Origin of the sequence: Paraburkholderia ferrariae NBRC 106233, from assembly GCF_000685035.1 — a bacterium.
Classification (GTDB): domain Bacteria; phylum Pseudomonadota; class Gammaproteobacteria; order Burkholderiales; family Burkholderiaceae; genus Paraburkholderia; species Paraburkholderia ferrariae.
This window is the reverse complement of the sequence record NZ_BAYB01000030.1, coordinates 13,151-34,933: the sequence shown is the minus strand read 5'-3', so window position 1 is coordinate 34,933 and position 21,783 is coordinate 13,151. Positions and strand designations below refer to the sequence as shown.

The 21,783-nt window shown below is 66.8% G+C and carries 17 protein-coding genes; 9 read left to right on the top strand and 8 right to left on the bottom strand.

Annotation, left to right across the window (positions count from 1 at the left end; translation table 11 throughout):
* The first annotated feature begins 39 nt into the window (after nt 1-39).
* From preA to hydA, 3 genes are read left to right on the top strand one after another with little or no spacing between them, the layout of a single operon-like run.
* A complete protein-coding gene (gene preA, locus BFE01S_RS27640; RefSeq protein ID WP_028228288.1) occupies nt 40-1,317 on the top strand; it encodes an NAD-dependent dihydropyrimidine dehydrogenase subunit PreA in 1,278 nt (425 codons plus the stop codon).
* A gap of 51 nt (nt 1,318-1,368) precedes the next feature.
* On the top strand, nt 1,369-2,874 hold the full coding sequence (locus BFE01S_RS27635; RefSeq protein ID WP_028228287.1) for an NCS1 family nucleobase:cation symporter-1: 1,506 nt from the start codon (nt 1,369-1,371) through the stop codon (nt 2,872-2,874).
* A gap of 48 nt (nt 2,875-2,922) precedes the next feature.
* On the top strand, nt 2,923-4,377 hold the full coding sequence (gene hydA, locus BFE01S_RS27630; protein ID WP_028228286.1) for a dihydropyrimidinase: 1,455 nt from the start codon (nt 2,923-2,925) through the stop codon (nt 4,375-4,377).
* A gap of 216 nt (nt 4,378-4,593) precedes the next feature.
* Here hydA and BFE01S_RS27625 read toward each other — a convergent pair whose 3' ends face one another.
* Genes BFE01S_RS27625 through BFE01S_RS27615 form a run of 3 tightly spaced genes read right to left on the bottom strand, consistent with a single transcriptional unit; the run spans nt 4,594 to nt 7,569 of the window.
* Nucleotides 4,594-4,824, bottom strand: coding sequence for a DUF2783 domain-containing protein (locus tag BFE01S_RS27625; RefSeq protein ID WP_042338771.1), 231 nt, complete (start codon nt 4,822-4,824; stop codon nt 4,594-4,596).
* Between the two features lie 42 nt (nt 4,825-4,866).
* Nucleotides 4,867-6,579, bottom strand: coding sequence for an FAD-dependent oxidoreductase (locus BFE01S_RS27620; protein WP_028228284.1), 1,713 nt, complete (start codon nt 6,577-6,579; stop codon nt 4,867-4,869).
* Nucleotides 6,580-6,609: 30 nt separating this feature from the next.
* Nucleotides 6,610-7,569: an MBL fold metallo-hydrolase gene (locus BFE01S_RS27615; protein WP_028228283.1), complete on the bottom strand. Its 960-nt coding sequence runs from the start codon at nt 7,567-7,569 to the stop codon at nt 6,610-6,612.
* A gap of 272 nt (nt 7,570-7,841) precedes the next feature.
* On the opposite strand from BFE01S_RS27615, the gene BFE01S_RS40420 reads away from it, so the two are divergent.
* The 3 genes from BFE01S_RS40420 (at nt 7,842) to BFE01S_RS27600 (ending at nt 11,344) form a co-directional block, all read left to right on the top strand.
* Nucleotides 7,842-8,771 carry an IclR family transcriptional regulator gene (locus BFE01S_RS40420; RefSeq protein WP_084170195.1) on the top strand — a complete coding sequence of 310 codons (930 nt, stop codon included), beginning with the start codon at nt 7,842-7,844 and terminating at the stop codon, nt 8,769-8,771.
* Nucleotides 8,759-9,640, top strand: a complete 882-nt coding sequence (locus BFE01S_RS40415) for an IclR family transcriptional regulator (RefSeq protein ID WP_084170194.1) — start codon at nt 8,759-8,761, stop codon at nt 9,638-9,640. The genes BFE01S_RS40420 and BFE01S_RS40415 overlap by 13 nt, the downstream gene beginning before the upstream one ends.
* A gap of 249 nt (nt 9,641-9,889) precedes the next feature.
* Nucleotides 9,890-11,344 (top strand): cytochrome P450, encoded by a 1,455-nt coding sequence (locus tag BFE01S_RS27600; RefSeq protein WP_028228282.1) that lies wholly within the window; start codon nt 9,890-9,892, stop codon nt 11,342-11,344.
* Nucleotides 11,345-11,368: 24 nt separating this feature from the next.
* On the opposite strand, the gene BFE01S_RS27595 is transcribed toward BFE01S_RS27600, so the two are convergent.
* The 3 genes from BFE01S_RS27595 to BFE01S_RS27585 all read right to left on the bottom strand — a co-directional run bounded on the left by BFE01S_RS27595 (nt 11,369) and on the right by BFE01S_RS27585 (nt 14,252).
* The gene (locus BFE01S_RS27595) at nt 11,369-12,253 is read right to left on the bottom strand and encodes a MurR/RpiR family transcriptional regulator (protein WP_028228281.1); all 885 of its coding nucleotides are present in this window, start codon (nt 12,251-12,253) and stop codon (nt 11,369-11,371) included.
* 54 nt (nt 12,254-12,307) lie between these two features.
* Nucleotides 12,308-13,369, bottom strand: coding sequence for an ABC transporter ATP-binding protein (locus tag BFE01S_RS27590; protein WP_028228280.1), 1,062 nt, complete (start codon nt 13,367-13,369; stop codon nt 12,308-12,310).
* Between the two features lie 109 nt (nt 13,370-13,478).
* Nucleotides 13,479-14,252 carry an SDR family oxidoreductase gene (locus tag BFE01S_RS27585; RefSeq protein WP_028228279.1) on the bottom strand — a complete coding sequence of 258 codons (774 nt, stop codon included), beginning with the start codon at nt 14,250-14,252 and terminating at the stop codon, nt 13,479-13,481.
* 303 nt (nt 14,253-14,555) lie between these two features.
* Here BFE01S_RS27585 and BFE01S_RS27580 point away from each other — a divergent pair, with 303 nt between their 5' ends.
* The 3 genes from BFE01S_RS27580 to BFE01S_RS27570 all read left to right on the top strand — a co-directional run bounded on the left by BFE01S_RS27580 (nt 14,556) and on the right by BFE01S_RS27570 (nt 17,758).
* Complete coding sequence (locus BFE01S_RS27580; RefSeq protein WP_028228278.1) at nt 14,556-15,788, top strand: ABC transporter substrate-binding protein; 1,233 nt, start codon at nt 14,556-14,558, stop codon at nt 15,786-15,788.
* Between the two features lie 219 nt (nt 15,789-16,007).
* Entirely contained in the window at nt 16,008-16,916 is a 909-nt protein-coding gene (locus BFE01S_RS27575; RefSeq protein ID WP_028228277.1) for a carbohydrate ABC transporter permease, read from the top strand.
* Nucleotides 16,913-17,758 carry a carbohydrate ABC transporter permease gene (locus tag BFE01S_RS27570; RefSeq protein ID WP_028228276.1) on the top strand — a complete coding sequence of 282 codons (846 nt, stop codon included), beginning with the start codon at nt 16,913-16,915 and terminating at the stop codon, nt 17,756-17,758. Before BFE01S_RS27575 ends, BFE01S_RS27570 begins: the two co-directional genes overlap by 4 nt.
* Nucleotides 17,759-17,820: 62 nt before the next feature.
* On the opposite strand, the gene BFE01S_RS27565 is transcribed toward BFE01S_RS27570, so the two are convergent.
* Nucleotides 17,821-20,169, bottom strand: a complete 2,349-nt coding sequence (locus BFE01S_RS27565; protein WP_156967172.1) for an Orn/Lys/Arg family decarboxylase — start codon at nt 20,167-20,169, stop codon at nt 17,821-17,823.
* Nucleotides 20,169-21,701, bottom strand: a complete 1,533-nt coding sequence (gene adiC / locus BFE01S_RS40410; RefSeq protein ID WP_042338767.1) for an arginine/agmatine antiporter — start codon at nt 21,699-21,701, stop codon at nt 20,169-20,171. The genes BFE01S_RS27565 and adiC overlap by 1 nt, the downstream gene beginning before the upstream one ends.
* Between the last annotated feature and the right edge of the window lie 82 nt (nt 21,702-21,783).

Sequence of the window (21,783 nt, the reverse complement as noted above, 5' to 3'; positions counted from 1 at the left end):
CCCGGACACCAGAACAACCGATCTACACGGAGCCCCACCATGGCCGATCTGCGCTGCACGATTGCCGGCATCCAATCGCCGAACCCCTTCTGGCTCGCCTCCGCGCCGCCCACCGACAAGGCGTACAACGTCAACCGCGCCTTCGAGGCGGGCTGGGGCGGCGTGGTCTGGAAAACGCTCGGGCTCGACCCGCACGTCGTCAACGTCAGTTCGCGCTACGGCGCCACCACCTGGCGCGGCCAGCGCATCGCGGGCCTGAACAATATCGAGCTGATCACCGACCGCCCGCTCGACGTGAACCTGCGCGAGATCCGCGAAGTGAAGCGCCTGTGGCCCGACCGGGCGCTCATCGTCTCGCTGATGGTGCCGTGCACGGAGGCGGACTGGAAATGGATCCTCCCGCAGGTGGAGGACACGGGCGCCGACGCGGTCGAACTGAACTTCGGCTGCCCGCACGGCATGAGCGAGCGCGGCATGGGCGCGGCCGTGGGCCAGGTGCCCGAATACATCGAAATGGTCACGCGCTGGGTCAAGGAGGGCACGCGCCTGCCCTGCCTCGTGAAGCTCACGCCGAACGTCACCGACATTCGCCACGGCGCGCGCGCCGCGCTCAAGGGCGGCGCGGACGGCGTCTCGCTCATCAACACCATCAACTCGATCGTGGGCGTGGACCTCGACGTCATGGCGCCGCTGCCCACCGTGGACGGCAAGGGCACGCACGGCGGCTACTGCGGGCCGGCCGCGAAGCCCATCGCGCTGCACATGGTCGCCGACATCGCGCGCGACCCGCAAACGCACGGCCTGCCCATCTCCGGCATCGGCGGCATTTCCGACTGGCGCGACGCCGCCGAATTCATCGTGCTGGGCGCGGGCAGCGTGCAGGTCTGCACCGCGGCGATGCATTACGGATTCCGAATCGTCAGCGACATGATCGACGGCCTTTCGAACTGGATGGACGACAAGGGCTACGCGAACCTCGACGCGGTGCGCGGCCGCGCCGTGCCCAACGTGACCGACTGGCAATACCTGAACCTCGACTACGACATCAAGGCGCGCATCGACCAGGACCGCTGCATTCAGTGCGGCCTGTGCCACATCGCCTGCGAAGACACCTCGCACCAGGCCATCACCGCCACGCGCGACGGCAAGCGCCACTTCGAGGTTGTCGATGCGAACTGCGTCGGGTGCAATTTATGCATGCATGTGTGCCCGGTCGATCAGTGCATCACGATGGAGCGCGTCGATTCCGGCCGCTATTCGAACTGGACCACGCATCCGAACAACCCGGCGCGCGTAGCCGACCCCAAGGCGGCCTGACCCCCGCCCGATACCCACGAACCCAACGACAAGCCACGGAGAACCCGCATCATGAGCCAGCCAGCGGTACCCGGCGACGCGAGCGCGCGCCGCAGCGAAAGCGAGCTATACAACGACGACCTCGCGCCCACCGGCGCCGCACAGCGCACGTGGCGCTGGTATCACTTCGCGGCCCTGTGGGTGGGCATGGTGATGAACATTGCCTCGTACATGCTCGCGGCCGGGCTCACCGAGCAGGGCATGTCGCCCTGGCAGGCCGTGCTCACCGTGCTGCTCGGCAACAGCATCGTACTCGTGCCGATGCTGCTGATCGGCCATGCGGGCGCGAAGTACGGCATTCCGTATGCGGTGCTCGTGCGCTCCTCGTTCGGCACCCAGGGCGCGAAGCTGCCCGCCCTGCTGCGCGCCATCGTGGCATGCGGCTGGTACGGCATCCAGTCGTGGCTGGGCGGCAGCGCGATCTACACGCTCGCCAACATCCTCACGCACAACGCGCTCGTGGGCGACGCGCTGCCCTTCCTCGGCATCTCGATCGGCCAGGGCGCCTGCTTCCTGCTGTTCTGGGTGCTGCAGCTCTACTTCATCCTGCACGGCACGGATTCGATCCGCTGGCTCGAAAGCTGGTCCGCGCCCGTCAAGGTCGTGATGTGCGTCGCGCTGGTCTGGTGGGCCTGTTCGAAGGCGGGCGGCGTGGGTTCGATGCTCGCACAACCTTCGCAATTCGTGGCGGGCGGCAAGAAGGCGGGCCTCTTCTGGGCCACGTTCTGGCCGAGCCTCACGGCCATGGTGGGTTTCTGGGCTACGCTGGCGCTCAACATTCCCGACTTCACGCGCTTCGCGAAAACGCAGAAAGATCAGCTTGCAGGCCAGGCGCTGGGCCTGCCCGTGCCGATGGCGCTCCTTTCGGTGGTTTCGGTGGTGGTGACTTCGGCCACCGTGGTCATCTACGGCAAGGCCATCTGGGACCCCATCGACCTCACGAGCCGCATGGAAGGCGTCGGCGTGGGCATCGCGCTCATCATCCTCACGCTCGACACCATGTGCTGCAACCTCGCCGCCAATCTCGTCGGGCCGGCCTACGATTTTTCGAGCCTGTGGCCCAAGGGCATTTCGTACAAGGCCGGCGGCATGATTACCGCCACCATCGCCATCGTGATGATGCCGTGGAAGATTCTCGCCACCACCCAAGGCTATATCTTCACCTGGCTCGTGGGCTATTCGGCCCTGCTCGGCCCCGTGGCCGGCATTCTCATGGTGGATTACTTCCTGATTCGCGGCACGCGGCTCGATACGGCGCAACTCTTCGAAGAGAGCGGCGAATATGCGTATACGAACGGCTGGAATCCGGCCGCCGTGATTGCGCTCCTCGCGGGCGTGCTGCCGAATCTGCCCGGCTTTCTGAATACCGCGTTTCCCACGGCGTTCCCTTCCGTGCCCGACGCGTTCAAGGGCCTTTACACCTATGCGTGGTTCGTGGGGCTTGCGATCGCGGCGCTGGTCTACGGCGTGCTGATGAAGCTCGGCAAGAGCCGGCGCCCGAGCATTGCTAGCGCATAGGGGTGCTCACTATCTGTTCGAAGCATTAACCGAAGGAGACATTGCATCATGGCGATCCTGATTCGAGGCGGCACCGTCATCAACGCCGACAAATCCTGGCGCGCGGATGTGCTGTGCGAGAACGGCACGATCCTGGCCGTGGGCGAGGGACTGGAGGCCCCCACGGGCGCGACGGTGGTCGATGCGGGCGGCCAGTACGTGATGCCGGGCGGCATCGACCCGCACACGCACATGGAACTGCCTTTCATGGGCACGACGGCGAGCGACGACTTCTATACGGGCACCGCCGCGGGCCTTGCGGGCGGCACCACGTCGATCATCGACTTCGTGATTCCGAACCCCAAACAACCGTTGATGGAGGCGTTCCGCGAGTGGCGCGGCTGGGCCGAAAAAGCCGCGGCGGATTATGGCTTTCACGTGGCCGTGACGTGGTGGGACGAGAGCGTGCATCGCGACATGGGGCTGCTCGTGCACGAGCACGGCGTCTCCAGCTTCAAGCACTTCATGGCGTACAAGAACGCCATCATGGCCGACGACGAAATTCTCGTGAACAGCTTCGCGCGCTCGCTCGAACTGGGCGCGCTGCCGACTGTGCATGCGGAAAACGGCGAACTGGTGTTCCAGTTGCAGCGGCAGTTGCTTGCACGCGGCTTCACCGGGCCGGAAGCGCATCCGCTCTCGCGGCCGCCCGAAGTGGAAGGCGAAGCGGCCAATCGCGCGATCCGCATCGCCCAGGTGCTGGGCGTGCCCGTGTATATCGTGCACGTTTCGGCCAGGGATGCGCTCGAAGCCATCGCGCGGGCCCGCAGCGAAGGGCAGCGCGTGTTCGGCGAAGTCCTGGCCGGGCATCTCGTGATCGACGAAGCCGTGTATCGCGACCCCGACTGGACGCGCGCGGCCGCGCATGTCATGAGCCCGCCGTTTCGCACGAAGGAGCATCGCGACGCGCTCTGGCGCGGGCTGCAAGGCGGCCTGCTGCATACCACCGCTACCGACCATTGCGTGTTCTGCGCTTCGCAGAAGGCCATGGGCCGCAACGATTTCACAAGGATTCCGAATGGATGCGGCGGCGTGGAGGACCGCATGGCCGTGCTGTGGGATCAGGGCGTCAACACGGGACGCCTCACGCCCAACGAATTCGTGCGCGTCACGTCAACCAACGCGGCGCAGATCTTCAACCTCTACCCGCGCAAGGGTGTGATCGAAGCCGGCGCCGATGCGGACGTCGTCGTGTGGGACCCGGAGGCCACGCGGACGATCTCGGTCAAGACCCACCATCAGAACGTGGACTTCAACGTGTTCGAAGGCATGACGGTTCGCGGCGTGCCCACGCACACGCTCTCGCAGGGCGAACTGGTCTGGGCCAATGGCGATCTGCGCGCGCGCCGCGGCGCAGGGCGCTACCTCAAGCGGCCCGCGAATCCGGGCTATGTGGAAGCTTCGCGGCTTGCGAAGAGCCTGAAGGAAACGCAGCCCGTGCATCGCGAGGGCGACAAGGGCTAATGCACGGGTTCCGGTGCCTGCTACGAACGCGTAAGCGGCGCTGGGGCTCGCGCTCTTTAATCATTCCGCATGCGGGACGGCAAGGTAAGCGCGGCGAAAGTCCTGCGTAAGCGCAGGCGGAGGGGACAAAGGAAATGATGTGTTGAAGGAAACGCTTCATGGCCGGCTTGCGCCGGCCATGCGTTCAATGCTGCCGCGTGAATAAGTGCTTGATATTCATGCCGCGAGCTTGCCTGCGGTGCCGTTCGACGAGGGTACGCTCACGCCGGCGCGCGCGTAGCGGATTGCCTCCATCAAGGTCTCGTGCTCGCCCACATGATTCGCGAGCAGCAGGATCAATTGCGCGTTGACGGACTGGCTTTGCACGTCGTCCAGATCGCGATGCATGTCGATCAGCGCTTCATAGAAGTCGTCGGGCCGGGCAAGGTTGGGTTGCGTGTTGAGCATGCTTGTCTCCTGCTTGTGTTCGATCGGTCGGGTCGCCTGCCGTTATGCCGTGCCTTGCACGCACAGCGCTCTTGCAAGCGCCTGCGCCACGCGGCCCGCGTCGGCGCGACGCCAGCGCGCGCAAACGTGCTGGTCCGGGCGAACCAGATAGAACGTCCCTGCCTGCGCGTCGTAACGTTGCGAAGCGAGTCCGGCACCATCGCGCACGATAGCCGCGTTGGCCGGCAGCCCTGCCGGTGCGGCACCGTCGCCTTGGAGCACCGCAACGATTTTTGCCGGCACAGCGCTTTTTGCGAGCGATTCGAGTGCCGCAATCGTTTGCGTATCCAGAACGGCGCCCGCCGCACAAAACAGGAGTCCTGTGAAGCAGTCGCCGAGTTGCGGAAGAAGCCACGCCGCATTGCCCTGCGCATCCGCCACGGGGGCATCGGTGCAGGGCGCGCCCGGCACCATCGGGCCGCTGAATGCATCTTCGTCCGCCGTGTTGAGCGACGACTCGCTCAGCACGGCCGGCACCGAAAGCCGCCCGCTGTTCACCAGTTGACGCGCGAACGCATGTTCGCGAGCGAGGGTGAGCACGGCGTCGCGGAACACGCGGCTCACCGCACTCTTGGGCGTGATGAAGTCGGTGGAACGCGTGGAGTTGCGGATGTTCTCGTCGGCTGCGTATTCGCGCTCGCTCGCGTAGGTGTCGAGCAGCGCGTCGGACGCGCGGCCCTCCAGCACGGCGGCGAGTTTCCAGGCCAGGTTCTCCGCGTCCTGAAAGCCGCTGTTCGCGCCGCGCGCGCCGAACGGCGAAACGAGGTGCGCCGAGTCGCCCGCGAACAGCACGTTGCCATGGCGAAAGCGCGCCATGCGCAGGCACGAGAAGGTGTAGATGCTCACCCATTCCAGCTCGAACTTCACATCGGGCCCGAGCAGCGCGCGCACGCGCGGGATCACGCGGTCGGGCGTTTTTTCCAGCACGGGGTCGGCGTCCCAGCCTAGCTGGAAGTCGATGCGCCAGACGTTGTCGGGCTGGCGATGCAGCAGCACCGACTGGTTCGGATGAAACGGCGGATCGAACCAGAACCAGCGTTCGGTGGGGAAGTCGGCTTCCATTTTCACGTCGGCAATCAGGAAGCGGTCCTTGAAGGTACGCCCCTGGCTGTCGAGACCCATCAGCTGGCGCAGCGGGCTGCGCGATCCGTCCGAGGCCACCACGTAGCGCGCCAGCAGTTCATAGGGACCGTCCGGCGTTTCGACGTCCAGCGCCACGTGTGCGCCTTCGGTGCCCGGCGTGCCGCGCTGCGCGAGCCCCGTTACCTTGCTCTTCCAGCGGATCTCCAGGTTAGGCAATTCGCGGGCGCGCTCCAGCAGGAAGCCCTCCACATAGTACTGCTGAAGATTGACGAAAGCCGGCCGCTGATGCCCGCTCTCGGGCAGCAGGTTGAACGTATAAACCAGCTCGTCCTTGCGGAACACCTTGCCCACGTTCCAGCTCACGCCCTTTTCGACCATGCGTTCGCCGCAGCCGAGGCGGTCGAAGATATCGAGCGAGCGCTTCGAAAAGCAGATGGCGCGCGAACCGGTGGAAAGGGTGCAGTCGTCGTCCACGAGCACCACGGATATGCCCTGCTGCGCAAGGTCGATGGCCGTGGCAAGGCCCACCGGCCCCGCGCCCACCACGGCAACGGCGTGCACGCGCGGTTCGGCCTGCGCGCCCTGCTCGTGGCAGCGCGCGTAGGCGAACGTCAGCGTTTGATAGTCGATCATTGTTGTGTCTCCTGCCCTGTCGCCTTTCGTTCAGTCCTGCAGGGCGCCCCACATGTCCTTGTCGCGCTGCGCGGTCCAGATACGCGGATGCGTGATCCCGCTCGCCTCGTCATACGCGCGCGACACGTCGAACGGCAGGCAGTGCTCATAGATGAACACGTGGCCGAACTTCGGGTCCATCGCCTCGCGCGTGAGCGCCATGGCCGCTTTCAGGTCGAGCTTGCGCTCCACCGCCTTGCGGCCCTGCGCGAGCAGCGTGGTCACGAAGTCCTTCGTATAGTCGAGACCCTTGTTCACCTCTTCGGGCGTGAGGAGCGCGGGGCCGCGGCCCGGTACGAGCTTGCCCGGCTGCAGCGCGCGCAGCGCTTCGAGCGTGGCGGGCCACTCGGCCAGTTGCGCGTCGCCGCAGTAGCACGCGGCGTCGTATTCCACGAGGTCGCCCGAGAACAGCACCTTCTGCGAGGGCAGCCATACCACCGTGTCGCCCTTCGTGTGGCCCGAGCCCAGATGCGCGATCTTCACTTCCAGCTTGCCGAGGAAGAGCGTGATCTCCTTCTCGAACACGAGCGTGGGCCACGTGAGGCCCGGCACGGTTTCCACGCCCGCGAAAAGACGCGGGAAGCGCTCGATCTCCGACTTCATGTCGGCCTCGCCGCGCTCGACGATCATTTCGTAGGTGCCGCGGCTTGCAATGATCTGCTGCGCGCCTTCCTTGAAATACGCGGAGGCCCCCAGCACGCGCACCGCGTGATAGTGCGAGAGCACGACGTACTTGATGGGCTTGTCGGTCACGCTGCGGATCCTGGCGATGAGGTCCTGCGCCATGGCCGGCGTGGCCGTGGTATCGACGATCAGCACGCCGTCGTCGCCGATCACGACGCCCGAATTCGGATCGCCCTCCGTGGTGTACGCGTAGGCGTTTTCGGAAAGCTGCGTGAACGTGACCTTTTTCTCTTCGAGGTCGGCCTGGGATGCGAACGCCTTTGCCATGGTGAGTCTCCGTATCGAGGGGGCCGGGGTCGTGGACCCGTGGGGCTCGTGGTGCTTGTGGGACGGGGCGGGGCGAAGCGCGGCGGGACCGGGCGCGATGGCGCCAGTCCGTTGTGTCTCGCCCCGTTTCGAATTGAATCCAGCCAAAGTTATGCCGGGGTGAGAGCATAGTAGGCCGCCATGTTTTCATTTGTCAATAGCGAGATTACTCGCTATTGTTTAACGAAAGCCATACACCCGGGCGGCGAGCCGCACGGGCAAGTTCGGTTAACATGGACCCCTTTTCGAATGCGGAACCCGATGTGAACAGACGTCGCAACGAACGCGTGGACGCGGCCGAAGCCATCGGCAATGCCGGCGCCGACGCCGCCGGACGCACGCAGCGCGGCATCCAGAGCGTGGAGGTGGCCGGCCGCCTGCTGCGCGCGCTGGCCGACGCGCGCGCGCCGCTCGCACCCAGCGACCTCGCCGCCAGCGGCGAGTTGCCGTCGGGCCAGGCTCACGCGTATCTCGTGAGCCTCGCGCGTCTCGGGCTCATCAAGCGCGACGCGCTCTCGGGCCGCTACGAACCGGGGCCGCTCGCGCTGCGCCTCGGGCTGCTGCATCTCGCGCAGCAACCCGCGCTGCGCGAAGCCGTGCCGCGTGCGGCAGCGCTCGCGCACGCGCTCGGCTGCAGCGTGGCGCTGTGTATCGCGGGCCCGCAGGGGCCCACCATCGTGCGCTACGAGCATGCCAGCCTGCCGCTTCACGTGAACCTGCATGTGGGCACGGTGATGTCGCTGCGGCGCACGGCAACGGGCCGCGTGTTCTGCGCGTTCCTCGCGCCCGCGGCCCTGCATGCGATGTGGGCGAGCCAGGCCGCCCAGCCGGCCTACGCCGGCGAAGCCCGAGCCGCGCACGACACCGCGCCCGAACCCGAAGCCGATACGGCATTCGCCGCCACGCTCTCAGCCATCCGCCAGCGCGGCTTCGAACTGGCGATCGACACGCCCAGTCCCGGCGTGAGCAGCGTTTGCGTGCCCGTGCTCGACACGGCGGGCGAGTTGCGCGTCACGCTCACCGCCATCGGTGCGAGCGGCACGCTCGACGTGCGCGCATCGGGCGCCGTGGTGCGCGCGCTGCGCGATGCCGCCGGAGCGATCGGCGCCGCCGTTCCCGCCACGCCTTTTGCCCCGACTCCGAACCCGACATGCCCCGAGTAAGCCCACCGCCCGCCACCGCAATACAGGCCGACGCGCAAGCCGGGGCAGCACCCGGCACACAGCCCGACGAGAGCGCCGCCGGCAAGCCGCAACGCGGCATCCAGTCGCTCGACGTGACGGGCGAACTGCTCGCGGCCCTCGTGGCGGCCGGCACACCGCTCGCGCTGCGCGACCTCGCGGCGGCGGCCGGCATGGCGAGTGCGAAAGCGTTCGGCCATCTGGTGAGCCTGCAGAAAATCGGCCTCGTTGCGCGCGACACGGCGGGCCGCTACGAAGCCGGCCCGCTCGGTCTCGAACTGGGGCTGATCGGCCTCGCACGGCTTTCCCCGGTGCGCGAAGCCGACGCCGAACTCGCGGGCCTCGCCGCCGCCACGAGCATGAGCGTGGCGCTGGCCGTGCCGGGACCGCTCGGCCCGACGGTCGTGCGGCTCGAAGAATCGGCCTGGCCGCTCCATGTGAGCCTGCGGCCCGGCACGGTGATGTCGCTCGTCAACACGGCCATCGGGCGCGTGCTCGCGGCGTGGCTCGACGACGAAGTGCGCGCCGAACTGCTCGAACAGGACGCGTTGCGGCTCGCGGGCGCGCGTCCCGGCGCGGGCGAAACGAAGGCGTTTCGCGAACGGCTCGCGGCGATCCGCGAAGCGGGCCTCGACACGGCGCTCGACAAGCCGGTGCCCGGCATCGCCACGCTGGCCGCGCCGGTCTTCGATCACACCGGCAGCGTGTGCCTCGTGCTCGCGCTGATGGGCCCTTCGGGCGTCCTCGACACCGCGCCCGAAGGCCGCCCCGCACAGGACCTGATGGCCGCCGCGCAGCGGCTCTCGCGGCGCTTCGGGTACATGGAAGGCGCGGCCGCGACGCCGCTATGATCGCGCTCGATCCGCCGCGGCGGCGCTTGCATCGCGGCGGCATCGGGTGGCTTTGCATCGGCCTTTCATCGACTTGGCAGCGGCCTCGCAACAGCCTCGCAGCCCCCCCCGGCAGTAGCCTCGCCACACACCTCGCAGCAGGTTCGCACCCGGCACGAAACGCCCGCCTGATGCACACTAGCGCGACGCGCGCCGCGCCTCTTCGGCAACGCGCCACGCAACCTCATGCACAAGCCCCAGGACCCGACCATGAGCACGGTATCCGCCGGACCCCGCACGACGCTGCGCAGCGTCGCCGACCTGCCCTGCCCCCGCGGCCTGCCGCTGCTCGGCAACCTGCTCCAGCTTTCGCCGCCGCGCCTGCACCGCATCCTCGAACAGTGGGCCGCGGAACTGGGCGCGCCGTACCGCTTCGAAATCGCCGGCGTGCCCATCACGGTCTGGACCGACACCGAAGTGATCCAGGGCATCATGCGCGAGCGCCCGCACCGCTATCGCCGCTATCAGCCGGTCGAAGCGGTGTTCAGCGAAATGGGCTTCAACGGCCTCTTCTCCGCCGAAGGGGCGGCATGGGAGCCGCAGCGGCGCCTCGTCATGCAGGCGCTCTCGATTCCGAACATCAAGGCCTTCTACCCCACGCTCGCCGACATCACCGCGCGCCTGCGCGCGCGCTGGCTGCGCGCGGCGCAGCGCGGCGAAACGGTGGAGATGACCGAAGACCTGAAGCGCTACACCATCGACGTCACGAGCGCGCTTGCCTTCGGCGAAGACCCGCGCACGCTCGAACGCGATCACGGCGTGATCCAGGAGCATCTGGAGCAGATCCTCCCGGGCGTGATGTCGCGCATCAACGCGCTCTTTCCGTACTGGCGCTATGTGAAGCTGCCGCGCGACTGCAAGCTGGACGCGTCGCTGGCCGAGGTCCATCGCTACGTGCGCGCCACCATGGAACGCGCGCGCGAGCGCATGCGCGACGACCCTTCGGAGACGCCGCGCAATCTGCTCGAAGCCATGCTCGTGCAGCAGCAGGAGCCCGCCTCGGGCATCACCGATGCGCACATCGCCGCGAACGTGCTCACGCTGCTGCTGGCCGGCGAAGACACCACGGCGGATTCGATCGCGTGGACCATGCCTTACCTCGCCGCCGACCCGGCCCTGCAGGCCACGCTGGGCGACGAAGCGCGGCGCGTGCTGGGCGACGCGCCCGTGTGCCCCGACTACGCGAGCCTCAAGGACCTCGACCTCTTCGAAGCCGTCTGCATCGAAGCCACGCGCCTGCGCCCCGTGGCATCGATCCATTCGTTCGAGCCGCTGGAAGACGTGACGGTAAGCAACGTGGCGTTGAAGAAGGGCACGCGCATGTTCTTCATCTCGCGCCCGGCCATGCTCGACGCGAAGAACTTCGCCGACCCGCAGCGCTACGATCCGTACCGCTGGCTGCGGCGCCACGAGCGCGATGCCTCGGAGGGCGAGCCGCAAGGCGCCCACGACGTGCGCGCCTACCTGCAGTTCGGCGCGGGGCCGCGCGTGTGCCCGGGGCGCCATCTCGCAACGGTGGAGATGCGCCTCGCGCTTTCGATGCTGATGAAGGAATTCACGCTCGAACTGACGATCGACCCCGCGAAGATCAACGAGGTCCAGCAGTTCACGATGGTGCCCGACACGATGCCGGTGAAGCTCGCGCCGCGCGTCCAGGCAGCCTGAGCGCAGCGGCGGCGCGCGCGAGGCTCAGGGCGCGTCGCCCGCCGCTTCCGGCATGGCGCCGCTTTCGCCGTCGCTGCGCGCCTGGGCGTCGCGCATCTTTTCGAGCGTCTTCGGCCCAAGACCCAGCGCGACGGCTATCGCGAGCGCATCGATCACGGCCAGATGCGCAATGCGCGACACGCCGGGCGCATGCGGCTCGTCGGCCACGGGCACGCGCAGCAAGAGCGGAATGTCCACCACCCACGCGAGCCGCGAGCCCGCATTGGTGAGCGCGATGGTGGTCGCGCCGCGCTCCTTCGCGATCTGGATGCTCTCGTTCACTTCCACGCTGCGCCCCGACTGCGAGATCGCGAACGCCACGTCGCCGGGTTCCAGCAGGCCCGCGTAGAGCCGTTGCAGATGGGCGTCGGTAAAAGCGCTCGCGGCAAGATCCAGCCGCAGCATGCGCAGCGCCGCATCTTGCGCGACGAGCCCCGAGCCCGCCCCCACGCCGAAGAAGTAGACGCGCCGCGCGCTGCCGAGCGCCGCCACGGCGGCTTCGAACACGGCGGGGTCGAGCGAGGCGCGCGCAAGCGTCACGCCCTGCACGACCGATTCGGTCACCTTGTCGAGCAGCGTGCCGATCTCATCGCCGCTCTCCACCCCGGCGCTCGCCGCCGCGTACGGTACGCTGCCCGCCGCGCTCTGCGCGAGGCGCATCTTGAAGTCGCGCAGGCCGTGCGCGCCCACCGCGCGGCAAAAGCGCGTGACCGAGGGCTCGGAAACGTCCGCACGCTGCGCGAGTTCCGTGATGCTCGCGCGCATCGCAAAGTCGATGTCCGAGAGCACCATCCCGGCGACCTTGCGCTCGGCGGGCCTCAGCGACTCGGCCACGTTGCGGATGTGATGGATGAGGTTGGAGACCGGCAAGCTTGAATTCCCATGAATGGACCGAGGCGCCCGACGCGTTCGTCGTATTCAGTCTCAATCGAGCCGCTTGCCGCTTTCCGTGTCGAACAGATGCAGGTGCGCGAAAGGCAGACCGAGCGTCATGCGCTGCCCCGGCTCGACCTGCGGCCGGGCGCGCGTGGTGACGCACCAGGTGGAACCGCCTATTTTCCCGTACATATGGGTCTCGGCGCCAGTCGGTTCGATCACCTCGACGGCGAACGGCACGTCGCCGGCCGCCTCGATATGTTCCGGGCGGACGCCGAGCGTCACGCGCGCGCCCGCCGCGGCGCGGCCTTCGGGAATCGCAATGCGCACGCCGTCGTCGAGCACGAGCGCGGTGCCGCGCGCGTCGCTCATCACCGTGCCCGCCGCGAAGTTCATCGAAGGCGAGCCGAGAAAGCCGGCCACGAACAGGTTGGCCGGTTTGTCATAAAGATCGAGCGGCCGGCCGATCTGCTCGATGCGGCCCGAGTTCATCACCACGATGCGGTCGGCCATCGTCATCGCCTCGATCTGGTCGTGCGTGACATAGACCACCGTGTTGCGCAGGCGCTGGTGCAGCGCCTTGATTTCGGTGCGCATCTGCACGCGCAGTTTGGCGTCGAGATTCGAGAGCGGTTCGTCGAAGAGGAAAAGGTCCGGCTCGCGCACCACGGCGCGCCCCATCGCCACGCGCTGGCGCTGGCCGCCCGAAAGCGCGCGCGGCAGCCGCTCCAGATAGTTCGAGAGATTGAGCATCTTCGCGGCGGCTTCGATGCGCGGCCTGAACGCGTCTTCGCGCTCCTTGCGGATGCGCGGGCCGAACGCAATATTGTCGTACACCGAAAGATGCGGATAGAGCGCGTAGCTCTGGAACACCATCGACACGTTGCGCTGCTGCGGCGGCAGGCCGTTCGCGCGCGTGCCGCCGATGGTGAGGTCGCCGCCGCTGATGTCTTCGAGACCCGCGATCATGCGCATGAGCGTGGTCTTGCCGCAACCCGAAGGGCCGACGAGCACGACGAACTCGCCGTCCTCGATCGCCAGATCGACGCCGTGCACGACCTGGGTCTCGCCGTAGCGCTTGTAGATGCCGTTCAGTTGTACCGCTGCCATGCTGTCCTCGTTCGCTGGTTGCGCATCGCGCCCGAATCGTTTCGGTGTGCTACGCTGATTCGTCTGCCGGTTCGCAGGTTGCTGGGTTCGTCGATGCCTTGAAGGCGGCTTAGAGCGGATCGAGTGTCAGCTCGTTAGCCATCATCCGGTTGCCGGCCATGAGGCCCGCGTCCACCGGCAGCGCCACGCCCGTAATCACGCGCGCCTGCGGCGAGGCGAGAAACTGCACGGCGTCGGCAATGTCGCCGGGCTCGGCTACGTCGCCGAGCGGATACCACTTCTTCAGTTCTTCGAAAATCTGCGGATGCCGGTCCACGCGCGCCTGCCATGCGGGCGTCTTCACCGTGCCCGGGCACACGAGATTCGCGCGGATGCCGTACTGGCCCAGTTCGATGGCCAGCGCCTTCGTGTAGCTCACGAGCCCCGCCTTCGCCGCGCTGTATGCGGGATGCCCGAGCGCCGTGAGCCCGTTCACCGAGCCGATCAGCACGATCGCCCCGTGCCGCCGGCCGATCATCGACTGGCGCACCGCTTCGACCGTGTAGTAGGCGCCGTTCAGATTCAGTTCGACGTCGCGCCGCCACTTCGCGGCGTCCGTATGCGCGAGCGTCGTGCCGAGCGCGCCGCCCGCGTTCGCCACCACCACGTCCACCGGCCCGCGCGCGGCCACGCCCGCCGCCACGGCGCCCGCCAGGGCGTCGGCATCGCTCACGTCGGCCACGAGCGGCGTGAGGTGCGCGCCGCCGAATTCCACCACGAGCCCTTCGACCCCCGCCTCGTTGCGGTCGAGCGCGAGCACGGTGTCGCCCGCGTCGAGAAAGCGTTTGCACAGCGCGCGGCCTATGCCGCCGCCCGCGCCCGTCACCAGCACCACCCGGCTCATGTTCGGCTCTCCGAAACGGTCCGCCAGCCGCGCCGCCAGACCTGTAAATTTCCAACAGACCCGCCGCATGATGCACGGCGACATTCGGGTTAACGAGCACTGCGCGGCCTGTTGCAACGCAGGAATTCCCCTGTTTTACAGCATGTTAGGCAAAACACCGACCGGAAAACAATATCGCGTTTCCCAGGTGACAACCTTTTTTTCATCCTGTAGGATTTTTTCAAACAAAGCAACCCGGCGATCGGGCCACGGCGGCGGCAATAACCTGCAACAGCCAGGAACAACCACCTTAGGAGAGACAGAATGTCGTTTCAGCAACGAGCAACCACCACGCTTGGCAAGCTCGCCGTTGCGCTCGCTTTCGCGGGCATTACGGTCGCGGCGCACGCCGATACGGTCCGCGTGACCGTCGCGCACTACAGCGACGCGACCGCGCCGTACTTCGAAAAAATGGCCAAGGAGTTCGAGGCCGCCAATCCCGGCACCACGATCAAGATCGAAGACGTGAACTGGGACTCGCTGCAACAGAAGCTGCAAACGGATATCTCCGGCGGCGCGAACGCCGACCTCGCGATCATCGGCACGCGCTGGCTGCTCGACTTCGTGAAGGACGACATTGCCGAGCCGCTCGACGGCTACATGGACCCGGCCTTCAAGGCGCGCTTCATCGGCCCGTTCCTCGCCCCGGGTGAGATCAACGGCAAGATCTACGGCCTGCCGATCGCCGCTTCGGCCCGCGCCTTGTACTACAACAAGGACATGCTCGCATCGGTCGGCTATCCGAACGGTCCGAAGACCTGGAACGACGTGATCGACGCTTCGAAGAAGCTCAAGGCCAAGGGCATCGCCGGCTTCGGCCTGCAAGGCAAGGAAATCGAAACCGACGTGTACTTCTACTACGCCCTGTGGACCAATGGCGGCGACGTGGTGGGCAAGGACGGCAAGGCGGCGTTCAATTCGCCGGCCGGCATCAAGGCCGCGACGCTCTACAAGACGATGATCGACGAGGGCCTCACGGAGCCGGGCGTAACGGGCTACAGCCGCGAAGACGTGCAGAACCTCTTCAAGCAGGGCCGCGTGGCGATGATGATTTCGGCACCGTTCCTCGCCAAGCAGCTGAAGAAGGAAGCTCCGAACATCAAGTACGGCATCGACCCGATCCCGGTGGGCACGACGCCGGCCACCTATGCGGTGACCGACTCGATCATGATGTTCAAGAACTCGAAGGTGAAGAAGGAAGCGTGGAAGTTCCTCGACTTCCTGTTCACGAAGCAGCCGCGCGTGGAATTCACGAGCACGGAAGGCTTCCTGCCGACCACGAAGGCCGAGGCGACCGACCCGGCCTTCCAGGATCCGGACACGAAGGCCTTCGTCGCGCTGCTGCCGCACGCGAAGTTCGCGCCGACCGTGACGGGCTGGGAAGACACCGCCAAGGCCGTGACGAACGCCATGCAGTCGATCTACCTCGGCAAGGCGAAGCCGGCGGACGCGTTGAACCAGGCCGCCGACGAGGCCAACAAGTCGCTCGGCAAGTAAGCGTCGCCTGAAGGCCGGAAAGCGGCCCGGCGCGCGCGCAGGTTCTACACTGTAGAAAGCGCGCGCCGGGCCGCCGAAGTCGTTTCACTGTGCCGATGTTCCGACGCGCCACGACGACCCACCGACATGACTTCCGGTCCCCTGAAACACTCGGGCCAAGCGCAGCCAGCCGGTCAGGCTGCGGGCGGCGCTCCCGACCGAACTCCAGAATCCAACCGCATGAGCCGCTCCAACCGTGCCGTCGCCGTGCCCCGCGCGCCCTGGCTCCTGATCGTGCCGAGTCTGGTGCTCGCGCTGTTCATCATCAGCTATCCTATCTTTAACATCGTGTACTACGCGCTGCACGATGTCTCGCGCTTCGGGCAGATCCGCGACTTCAGCGGGCTTGCGAACTTCTATAGCGTGCTGAGCGACCCGGTGTTCCTCTCGGCGCTCAAGAACACCATTATCTGGACCTTCTTCGTGGTGACGGGCACGGTGCTGATCTCGGTGCCGGTGTCGCTCGTGCTCAACCAGGACTTCTACGGCCGCGGCGTGGCGCGCACGATCATCATGCTGCCCTGGTCCGTCTCGCTCACGATGACCGCCGTGGTGTGGCGCTGGGCGTTCAACGACGACTACGGCATGGTCAACGTCACGCTGCAGCGCCTCGGCCTCACCTCGGGGCCGATCCACTGGCTCGCGACGCCCGAATACGCCTTCCCTGTCGAGATCGCGGTGGGCATTCTCGTCTCGATCCCGTTCACCACCACGATCCTGCTGGGCGGGCTTTCGTCGGTGCCGGGCGACATCTACGAGGCCGCGCGCATCGACGGCGCAAGCGCCTGGCAGCAGTTCCGCCGGCTCACGCTGCCGCTCCTCAAGCCGTTCATCAACATGGCGATCCTGCTGAACGTGATCTACGTGTTCAATTCGTTTCCGATCATCTGGGTCATGACGCAGGGCGGCCCCGACGACAGCACCCACATTCTCGTGACCTATCTCTACGAACTGGGCTTCAGGCTGGGCCGCCCCGGCCAGGCGGCGGCGGTCTCGCTCGTGATGCTCGTGATCCTGTTCGCGTTCTCCGTGGTCTACCTGAAGTTGCAGGCAAAGCGCGGCGGCAGCGCGGAAGGAGACCTCGCATGAACAGCAAGCTCAAACGTTCGCTCCTCTGCTGGCTTGCGCTCTCGCCGCTCGTGGTGGCCGTGCTGTTTCCGTTCGCCGTGATGTTCTTCACGTCGTTCAAGCCCGCGTCCGAAGTGTTCGTCTACCCGGCGCGCTGGCTGCCCGTGCACTGGCGCTGGCAAAACTACGCGGACATGTGGGAGGCCGCCAACTTCGGCGTGGCGCTGCGCAACAGCATCGTGGTGAGCGTGCTGTCCACCGCGCTCGCGCTTGCCGTGAGCCTGCCCGCCGCCTACGCGCTCGCGCGCTTTCCGTTTCGCGGCCGCGGGCTCTATCGCCAGTTCCTGCTCGTCACGCAGATGCTCTCGCCCATCCTGCTGGTGGTGGGTCTGTTCCGCCTCGCCGCGATGATCCCCTGGGGCGACGGCAATCTCGTCGATTCGAAAATCGGCGTGATCGTTTCGTATGCGGCGTTCAACATCGCCTTCGCGGTATGGATGCTCTCGTCGTACTTCCAGACCGTGCCGCGCGATCTCGAAGAATCGGCATGGCTGGAAGGTTGCAGCCGCACCGGGGCCGTGTTCCGGGTGTTCCTGCCGCTCGCGGTGCCCGCCGTGGTCGTGACGTCGATCTTCACGTTCATCAGCGCCTGGAACGAGTTTGCGGTGGTGTACACGCTGATTCGCTCGCCCGAGAACAAGACGCTCACGGTGCAGGTCACGGACATGGTGGCCGGCAAGTACACCGTGGAGTGGCAACTCGTGATGGCCGCCACGCTCGCCGCCACGCTGCCGGTTTCGGTGGTGTTTGCCTGGCTGCAGCGGTATATGGTGAAGGGGCTCGCGCTCGGTGCAGTGAAGTAAGCCGCGCGGGCGTCTGATCGAAGGGCAGGAAGGGCGGGCCGTACCGGGCCCGCCCTTCTTCCTTACACGCCCTGCTTGATACAGGCGATGCGATACACGTGGTCTTCCACGTCCACGCCGTGCGTATCGTGCGTGAAGCCCGGGAAGCGCAGATCGAACTGCTCCAGCGCCTTCAGGTAGGCGAGGAACGGACCGTCCGCGGCGCCCGCGTTCTCGCCGGGCATGAGAAGCGGAATGCCCGGCGGATACGGCACGACGCCCGTCGCGACCGTGCGCCCTTCCATCTGCGCGAGCTCCAGCAGTTCGATCTCGTTGTGCACGAGCTTTTCGTAGGCTTCGGTCGGACTCATGTCCGGATGCGGCAGCGTGGAGAAGCCGCGCGCCATCAGTTCGGTCGTCTTGAGATCGCTCATCGCGCCGAACATGCGGTCGCACAGATCGCGCAGGCCGAGGCCGCTGTAGCGCTGCGGATACGCGGCCACCAGATCGGGCAGCACGCGTTCGAGCGGCGCGTTCGCGTCGTAGTCGCGCTTGAAGTCGAGCAGCGTGTTCACGAGCGTGCCCCACTTGCCCTTCGTGATGCCGATGGAGAACAGGAACAGGATGGTGAAGTCCGTGGTCTTCTCCACCACGATGCCCTGGCGGTCCAGGTACGCCGTCACCACGCTCGCGGGAATCCCCACCGAAAGCAGCCCGCCCTGCGGCGCGACGCCCGGCGTCACGATCGATACCTTGATCGGATCGAGCATGCAGTAGTCGTCCTCGACATTGCCGAAGCCGTGCCACGCATCGTCCGGGTGCAGCACCCAGCACGACGGATCGCTCGCGAGCAGGTCCTCGCTCGCCTCGTGGAATGCGTAGCGGCGCCCCGTGCTGCGGTCGGTGACCGTGTCCGGCTGCCAGCCGTTGAAGAACCAGTCGTCGTTCTGGTCGAATTCCGCGTGCAGGCGGCTCAGCATCTGGCGGAACGCCACGGCTTCGCGGATCGCGTCGGTGGTGAGCGCCACGCCGCCCGCGCCGTCCATCATCGCGGCGCTCACGTCGTTCGAAGCGATGATCGCGTACTGCGGCGAGGTGGAGGCATGCATCATGAACGCCTCGTTAAAGCGCGGATGATCGATCGGATTGCGGCCGTCGCGGATATGGATGTACGAGGCTTGCGAAAGCGCCGCGAGCAGCTTGTGCGTCGATTGCGTGGCGAACACCGTGGGCCGGCTCGCGTCGTGCGCGCCCGGGTCGCCGTGCATGGCATGGCGCTCGCGATAGAGCGGGTTGAAGCGCGCGTAGCCGTACCACGCTTCGTCGAAATGCAGGCGGTCCACGCTCTGGCCCAGCAGCGCCTCCACGCGCGTGACGTTGTAGCAAAGGCCGTCGTAGGTGGAGTTGGTCACGAGCGCGTGCACGGGCACCGGCTTCACGCCGTCGCGCCCCTTCACGAGCGGGTTCTGCTCCACCGCGAGCCGCACGGCCGCCGCCGTGAGCCGCTCGGGCATGATCGGCCCGATGATGCCGTAGCGGTTGCGCGAAGGCACGAGATACGTGGGGATCGCGCCCGACATCGTCATCGCATGCTCGACCGACTTGTGGCAGTTGCGGTCGCACAGCGCCACCTGGTTGCGCGTGACGCTCGCCATGAGGATCACGCGGTTCGAGGTGGAAGAGCCGTTCGTGACGTGATAGGTGCGGTGCGCGCCGAACACGCGCGCGGCGTACTTCTCGCTCTCGCCGATCGGGCCGCTGTGATCGAGCAGCGAGCCCAGTTCGCCCACGGAAATCGAGAGGTCCGAGCGGAACAGCGGTTCGCCGAAGAATTCGAAGAACGCCCGGCCCACGGTCGATTTGAGGAACGCGGTGCCGCCCGTATGGCCCGGCGTATGCCAGGAATACTCGTAGACGCGCGAAAACTTCGCGAGCGCGCGGAACATGGGCGGCAGCACCGTTTCGCGGTAGCGCTCGATGGAGGCCACGATGCGGCCGCTGATGAACGGCGTGGTGTCCTCCAGCATCCAGATGAAGTCGTCGGCCTTCTGCATCGCGCCCACGGGCACCGTCGAGGCGCTCGTGCGATCCGCCATCAGGAAGATCGGCACGTTTTCGCTGCGCGCGCGCATGGCGTCGAGCACGGCCTGCGCGTCGCGATGGCCGTCGCCGCGCTTTTCATCTCGCGATTCGCGCCGCGGCTCTCCCAACTCCCAGCCAAGCAGCAAACACTGAATGGCGGGGTCGGCGTTGATGACGGCGATGGCGTCGTCGGCGCTCGTCGCCAGCACGACATCGACGAACCGGTCGCGCAGTTCGGCGACGAGCGCCTGTGCCGCGCGCCCGCCCGCGGTGTTCGAATCGATTTCCTCATGCACCACGAGCGCCTTCATGCCGAGGCGGCGCGAAGCCGGATGGGGGGTCGCAGTCATCATGCGTTGTTCTCCGTGGCGGTAGCGGGGGCGAGAGCCGCCGTGCCGGGCAGCGGCACGCGCGGATGCAGGTTCAGGCCTTCATGGCGTCCCACCGAAATCCAGAAGGTGGCCACGAGCGCCACCACGGCGATCGCGAACGACACGTAGCGCACCCAGGCGGGCGACACGCCGCCGGGGTGGATGTGCGTTTCTTCGATTTCGCGCTGGCGGTTGATGGAAAGTTCGTAGAACACAATAGTTGCGACCACGAAGATGAGCGACCAGCGCGTTTGCTGCCCGTCCGAGCCGACCATGGCCCAGAGCGAATACACGGCGCCGATCAGCCCGACGATCGTATAGAACGAGAACTGGCCCGAGGGCATCTTGCCGTAGCCCAGCACCTTGATGGCGATGCACGAGTAGATGTACGGCAGGAGCGTCATGATCACGGCGATCGAGGCGATCTTGCCGAACTGCTCGCTCGCGCTGGGCGACATGGTGGCGAGCACCTGCACCGTCATGATGGTCGCCACGATGGCGAGGCCCGCCGAAGGCACGTTCTTCGCATTCACGCGCGCGAATACGGCGCCGAAGAGGCCGTCGTCGGCCGCGGCCTTCGCGGTCTGGCCCACCAGCAGCGTCCAGCCCGCGAGCGAGCCGAGGCAGCCGAGCGCCGCGCAGATCGCCACCGCATTGGCGGCGGTGGCGCCCAGCGCCACGCGCGCGGCATCGGCGAACGGCGCGCTCGAAGCGATGAGCGCCTTGTTCGGAATCATGCCCATGATGACGGTGGAACTCAGCACGTAGCAGACGGCCGCGAGCACCACGCCGCCCACCGTGGCGATGGGCACGTTGCGCTGCGGGTTCTCCACCACGCCCGCCGACACCGAGGCGCTCTCCACGCCGATGAATGCCCACAGCGTGAAGTTGAGCGTCGAGCCGACGGCGGAAAACGCGCTGCCCCCGCTCACGTTCCAGCCCGACATGTAGACGGAGCCGCTGAACCAGAACCAGCCGAACACGGCCATGCCGAGAATCGGGATCAACGCGATGAGGGTGGTGACCGACTGCACGCGGCCCACCACGTTCGGCCCGAGGATGTTGGCGTAGGTGAAGAGCCAGATCACGAAGATCTGCGCGGCGGCAAACACCAGCGGATCTTTGAGCGAAGGGAAGAAGTGCGTGAGGTAGCCGAGGCCCGCCACCGCGAGGCCGGTATTGCCGAGCACGTTGGCGAGCCAGTAGATGAGGTTCGTCTGGTAGCCCATGTAGTTGCCGAACGACTTGCGCGCGTAGGCATAAGGGCCGCCCGCGAGCGGCTCGATGGCGGCGAGCTTCGCGAACACGAGCGCGAGCGACACGGCGCCCACCACGGTGATGAGCCAGCCGAAGAGCGCGATGCCGCCCGTGGCGGCGAGGTTGGCCGGCAACATGAACACGCCCGATCCCATCATGTTGCCGGCCACCATGAGCGTGGCCGGCACGACGCCGATCTTCGGCGCGGCGCCCACGGCTACCGGCGCGGCGGCGGTGGATTTTGCTTCTGACATGCCCCCTCCCTGAGGATGCGATGCCGCCTCGTGGCGGCGATGACGAATGGGATGCCGGGCGTCGATGCGCGCTTCATTCGCG